The organism is Variovorax sp. 01T439_2 (assembly GCF_056398445.1).
This window is the reverse complement of the sequence record NZ_JBFTPJ010000316.1, coordinates 1-5,850: the sequence shown is the minus strand read 5'-3', so window position 1 is coordinate 5,850 and position 5,850 is coordinate 1. Positions and strand designations below refer to the sequence as shown.

Here is a 5,850-nt window from a genome sequence, read left to right as displayed (position 1 = left end):
CTCCGGGACCAGTTCCGGGCGTTTCGCTTGGTCGCGGAGGTCTGATCCGTGGACATGTTCCTTCAACAGATCCTCAACGGTCTGACGCTCGGCAGCGTTTATTGCCTGGTGGCCTTGGGTCTGACGCTGGTGTACGGGATCCTGCAGGTGCCCAATTTCGCGCACGGTGCGTTCTACATGGCCGGAGCCTTCGTGGCCTTCCAGCTCATGTCGGCGCTCAGCTGGAACTACTGGCTCGCCATGTTGGCGGCCGCCGCGAGCGTGGCAGCCCTGGCAGCGCTTGCCGGCCGTTGGGTGTTCCATCCGCTGCGCAAGTCGTCGGGCCTGCATCCGATGATTGCGGCCATCGGGCTGCTGCTATTCCTCGAGGCCTCTGCCCAGGCGATCTGGGGTGCCGACTTCCGTCGCATGCCCACCCCCTACACGGGCATGGTGGAGGTCGCCGGCATCGGCATTGGGCAGCAACGCGTGCTGCTCGTCGCAGGTGCCTTCGTGCTGGTGGCGGCACTGCAGCTGTTCCTCAAGCGCACGGTCGTTGGCGCCACGATCGTCGCGCTGGCACAGAACCGCGAGGGTGCCGCGCTCATGGGCATCGACACCCACCGCGTCGCAATGCTCACCTTTGCCATTTCCGGCGCGCTTGCAGCTGCGGCGGCGGTGCTCTACGCGCCGATCAATCTGGTGTACCCCGCCATGGGCAGCCTGGTGATCACCAAGGCCTTCGCGATCATCGTGATCGGCGGCATGGGCAGCGTGCCCGGCGCCATCGCAGGCGGGCTGATCATCGGCTTTGCGGAGAGTTTCGGCGCCTTCTATGTTTCGTCCGATGCCAAGGACCTCATCGCCTTCGTGCTGTTGGTGGTGATCCTGTCTGTGCGGCCGCAGGGCCTGTTCACGCGCGGGGTGCTTTGACATGAACGCACGTACCGGCTGGGGCCTGTTGCTGCTGCTGGGCCTCGTCTTCCCCCTCCTGACGGACAACGACTACCACCTGACGGTGATGAGCAGCGCCTACATCTTCGCGTTGGCGACCCTGGGCCTGAATCTCATCACGGGCTATACGGGCCAATTCAATCTCGCGCATGCGGGCTTCATGGCGATCGGGGCCTACACCGTGGGAATCCTCACGGTGGACCACCAGTGGCCGTTTTGGGCCGCGTTCTGCCTGTCGGGCCTGGTGCCTGTGGTGCTGGGCTTGCCCATCGGGCTCCTGTCGCTGCGCCTGAAGGGGCACTTCTTCGCCATCTTCACGATGTGCATGGGCTACATCCTGTTCCTCGGCATCGAGAAATGGGAAAGCCTGACGCACGGGGCGGTCGGCATCATCGGCATTCCCGTGCCGGAGGCACTCCCCACGCCGTTCGGCGATGTCTCCTTTGATTCGCCGCGCGCGCTGTACTACCTGGTGCTGGGTTTTCTCACTCTGGGACTGTGGGTCATGCACCGCRTCGTCGGTTCGCTGCTGGGACGCACCTTCGTGGCCATCCGCAACGGCGACGACCTGGCCGAGTCGCTGGGCATCAACCTGATGCGCAACAAGCTTCTGGCCTTTTTGCTGTCGGTGTTCTATGCGGGCACGGCAGGTGGCCTGTATGCGGGCTTCGTGCGTTTCCTCAGTCCGGACCTGGCCGGTGTCGAGCGCACTTTCGACATGACCATGTACATGCTCATCGGCGGTGCCGGAACGCTGCTCGGTCCGCTGCTGGGGGCGCTGGGCGTGCCCTGGCTCGCGCAGTACCTGCAGTTCCTGCAGGACTACCGGTTCATCGTGTTCGGGCCGCTGCTGATCGTGCTGGTCATCTTCCTGCCCGACGGCATCGTCGGTTGGGTGCGGGGCCAATGGCTGCGCCGCCGCGCGTCGCAGCCGGCGTCTGTCGTTGCACAGGAGCCGGATCAACAGTCGACCTCGGTGGGACTGAAGGGAGAGCGCCATGCTTGAGATCCAGGGGCTCACCAAGCGCTTCGGCGGGCTGACAGCAGTCAACGATGTCAGCACCTGCGTGGAGAAGGGCAAGGTCAACGCGATCATCGGCCCGAATGGCGCGGGCAAGACGACGTTCTTCAACCTGATCGGCGGCGTGCACCTACCGAGCGCCGGGCGCATTCTGCTCAACGGCGAGGATGTGACACGCTGCCGCGCCGACGACATGGCGTTGCGCGGCGTGGCCCGTACCTTTCAGTCGACCACCTTGTTCGACCTGTCGACGGTGCTCGACAACCTGATCGTCGGCCATCGGCTGCGCACTCGCTCCGGCCTCTGGGACGCGGTGACGGGGTCCCGGCGGCTTCGGGATGAGGAGGCGCTGTGCCGTGCGAAGGCACGCGCCGCGCTGGACTTCGTGGGGTTGTCGCATCTGGAGCGGCGGCTGGCGGCGGACATCACGCAGGAGGAGCGAAAGCGCGTCGCCTTCGCCTTGGCGATTGCCACCGACGCGCAGCTGGTGCTGCTCGACGAGCCGGCCGGCGGCGTCAACCCGGAGGAAACGGTGGGACTGGCGCTGCTCATCCGCAAGATGGTGCGCAGCGGCATCACCGTGTGCCTGATCGAACACAAGATGGACATGATCATGCAGCTGGCCGACAAGATCATGGTGCTGAACTACGGCGAGAAGATCGCCGAGGGTACGCCCGACGAGATCAGGACGAACCCCGCAGTGATCGATGCCTACCTCGGGAGCGAGCATGCTGAAGCTTGAGCGCGTCTCGCTGAACTACGGCAGCTTCAGGGCCTTGAGCGACATCAGCCTGCAGGCCCGCGACGGTGAATTGGTCGTGCTGCTGGGCGCCAATGGCGCGGGCAAGAGTTCGATCTTTCGCGCCGCGAGCGGACTGGAAGCTGCGACGGGACACATCCGTTTTGGTAAACATGAACTGATCGGCATGCGGCCTTCGCAGATCGTCCAAGCCGGCGTCGTTCAATGTCCGGAAGGGCGCAAGCTCTTTCCGGGCATGTCGGTACTGCGCAACCTCGTACTCGGCGCCTATGTTCACCGCACCGACAGTGCGGGAAATCGCCGCCGGCTCGAAGAAATCTTCGGCTTGTTTCCGATCCTCGATCAGAAGAAGGACGACCCGGCCGGCTCGTTGAGCGGCGGCCAGCAGCAGATGGTGGCCATCGGCCGCGCCATGATGGGTCGGCCGCGCGCCCTGTTGCTCGACGAGCCATCGCTCGGCCTGGCGCCGCTCGTGGTCCGGCAGATGTTCGATGTGATCCAGCAGATCAACCGTGCCGGCACCACCGTGCTGCTGGCCGAGCAGAACGCTTTCGCCGCTCTGAAGGTGGCCCATCGGGCCTACGTGCTCGAGCTGGGCCGTGTCGCCATGGAGGGCGACAGCGATGCCCTGCTGCGCAACCCTGACATCCGACGTGCCTACATCGGGGCCTGAGGCGAGGGCCGGATTTTCCGCGTTCCATTCATTCCAATGAAAGAGAGACAAGCCATGAAGAAGACTCCCCACGGCAGGCGACTGCTCGCTGGCATCGCTGCAAGCACACTCCTGTTCGCCAGCCAGGCTTTCTCGCAGCAGGTCGTGAAGCTGGGCTACACCGGCCCGCTGAGCGGTGGCGGTGCGCTGTTCGGAAAGAACGTGCTCGACGGCATGCGCATGGCCGCCGACGAGATCAATGCGGAGGGGTGGCAGATCGGGGGCAAGCCTAGCAAGCTTGAGATCGTGAGCCTCGACGACAAGTACAACCCCGCGGAGTCTGCGATCAATGCACAGCGCTTGGTGCAGGYGGAGAAGACACCGGTGATTTTGGTGGGGCATTCGGGCGGGACTTTTGCGTTGCAGACCGCCAACGAGAAGCAAAAGTACTTGCTACTCTCGTACAGCAGCGTGCCGCAGATCACCGCCAATGGGAATACGCTGACCTGGCGCATCCCGCCAGATTTCACGACGTATATCCAGCCCTTCACCCACTATGCAATGGGAAAGTACGGCAAGAAGCTCGGCATCGCTGTGGGTGACCATGACTATGCCAAAGCCTGGAGCGCCGCTTTCCGCCCAACCTGGGAAGCTGCGGGCGGCACAGTGGTGGCCGATAACCCCATGTCCTACAACCGCGCGGCCGATTTCTACAGCGGCGTGAGTCGTGTGCTGGCCGCTAAACCCGATGTGCTGCTGGTGGGGGGCGCATCGGAGCCGACCGCGCTCGTGATCAAGCAAGCTCGCGAACTGGGCTTCAAGGGCGGCTTCGTCATTATCGACCAAGCCAAGCTCGACGAGATCGCCAAAGTCACGGGTGGCTACGGTCTGCTCGAAGGTTCCATCGGCTTGCTGCCCGTGGTCGATGATTCTTCGAACGCAATGAAAGCCTTCGTCGAGCGCTATCGCAAGCTGTATCCCGGGCGTGATCCGAGCAGTGAGGTCACGCTGGGCTACACAGGTGTGCGCGCTACCGCTGAGGCGATGAAGGCCGCGTCGAGAGCGACCGATGTCTTGGCGATTCGAGCGCAACTCAACACCGCGATGAAGGCACTGAGCGCCGCAGCCAACCCTCATGCCTTGAGCGGAGTCGATGTCCGCGGCAATTCGATCGGAGCCGTGCCGGTGGCGGTGGTCGAAGGTGGAAAGGTGCGAGAAGTGAAGCTGATGGACCTGCGCTGACGAAGAAATGGAGCAAAAAATGAATACGCCCGATCTGAGTTTCAAGCGCGCACGCGAGCGCGGCGAGTTGCACGGCAGCTTCGACACTGTCGTTATTGGTTCCGGTGCTGGCGGTTTGACGACCGCTGCCTTGCTGGCGCTGGATGGTCAGCGGGTGCTGGTGCTGGAGCGCCATGCGGTTCTCGGCGGCTGTCTACAGTCATTTACGCGCAAGGGCTTCGAGTGGGATGTAGGCCTCCACTACGTGGGCGAGGTGCACCGCAAGAGCAGTGGCCTCTATCGCCTGTTCGACAAGGTCTCCCGCGGGCAGCTCGAATGGGCACCCATGCCGGCGGTCTACAACCGCATCATCATCGGAGACCGTAGCTTCGACCACGTGGCTGGCGCCGAGGCCTACAAGGACCAACTCAAGGTCTATTTTCCGGGCGAGGCTGCAGCCATTGATCGCTATGTGGAGCTCGTCGCTGATGCCAATCGCGCTGCAAAGGCGTTCTTTGGCGAGCGTGCTCTCCAGCATCGCTTGTCCGACGCTTCGGTCAGCGCGCCACAGGCCGCCTTCGCTCCATACTCTCAGCGTACGGTGCTGGAGGTATTGAACGAGTTGACCGACAACGCCGATCTCAAGGCGGTTTGGTGCGGCAACTACGGGGACTATTGCAACTCACCTGCCGAAGCGGCCTTCGCCGTCCACGCAATGGTGTTTCATCACTATATCGACGGTGCCAGCTATCCGGTGGGTGGTGCACCACGAATCGCAGAAGCCATGGCAGACACGGTTCGCGCGGCAGGTGGCGCCTGCCTGGTGGCCGCCGAAGTTGTCGGCCTGAGGATGCACAACGACCGGGTGGTGGGGGTCGTGACCGCCGATGGCAGCGACATTGAAGCGCGCCGCGTTGTCAGTTCCATTGGCATTTCGCAGACTCTGCCATTGTTGGCCCATGCCGACCCTGAACTGATCCGGCCGCTGACGCAGGCCACCCAGTCTCTGGGGACGACACAGTGTTTTGCGGTACTCAACGTTGGGGTGGATGCGGGCAATGGCGAGCTGGGCATCCATCCGGGAAACCTTTGGGTTCACCCCACAAATGATCTCACGCGGAATCTCTCTCGCTACAAAGCCGACCCCGCAGGCGAGCCCATGCCGCTCTACTTCATGACGCACCCGTCATTGCGTGATCCGAGTTGGGCGGCTCGCTATCCTGGACGCAGCACCATGGACGTTTGCGGCCTCACTGATTGGTC

The 5,850-nt window shown here is 63.4% G+C and carries 6 protein-coding genes; all 6 read left to right on the top strand.

Features of this window, described 5'->3' with window-relative positions:
* Positions 1–48: 48 nt before the first annotated feature.
* Positions 49–912 carry a branched-chain amino acid ABC transporter permease gene (locus AC1DOC_RS16270; RefSeq protein ID WP_041945806.1) on the top strand — a complete coding sequence of 288 codons (864 nt, stop codon included), beginning with the start codon at positions 49–51 and terminating at the stop codon, positions 910–912.
* Position 913: 1 nt separating this feature from the next.
* On the top strand, positions 914–1,939 hold the full coding sequence (locus AC1DOC_RS16265) for a branched-chain amino acid ABC transporter permease (protein ID WP_478130085.1): 1,026 nt from the start codon (positions 914–916) through the stop codon (positions 1,937–1,939).
* Positions 1,932–2,696, top strand: coding sequence for an ABC transporter ATP-binding protein (locus tag AC1DOC_RS16260; protein ID WP_015866005.1), 765 nt, complete (start codon positions 1,932–1,934; stop codon positions 2,694–2,696). The genes AC1DOC_RS16265 and AC1DOC_RS16260 overlap by 8 nt, the downstream gene beginning before the upstream one ends.
* Complete coding sequence (locus tag AC1DOC_RS16255; protein ID WP_015866004.1) at positions 2,683–3,387, top strand: ABC transporter ATP-binding protein; 705 nt, start codon at positions 2,683–2,685, stop codon at positions 3,385–3,387. The genes AC1DOC_RS16260 and AC1DOC_RS16255 overlap by 14 nt, the downstream gene beginning before the upstream one ends.
* Positions 3,388–3,441: 54 nt before the next feature.
* Positions 3,442–4,608: an ABC transporter substrate-binding protein gene (locus tag AC1DOC_RS16250; protein WP_478130084.1), complete on the top strand. Its 1,167-nt coding sequence runs from the start codon at positions 3,442–3,444 to the stop codon at positions 4,606–4,608.
* Positions 4,609–4,627: 19 nt separating this feature from the next.
* Positions 4,628–5,850 (top strand): phytoene desaturase family protein (locus AC1DOC_RS16245; RefSeq protein ID WP_478130083.1); only part of this gene is annotated, 1,223 nt, incomplete at its 3' end.

Coding starts and splice junctions, on each gene's coding strand:
- AC1DOC_RS16260 (WP_015866005.1), top strand. CDS start 1,932: ATGCTTGAGATCCAGGGGCTCACCAAGCGCTTCGGCGGGCTGACAGCA.
- AC1DOC_RS16255 (WP_015866004.1), top strand. CDS start 2,683: ATGCTGAAGCTTGAGCGCGTCTCGCTGAACTACGGCAGCTTCAGGGCC.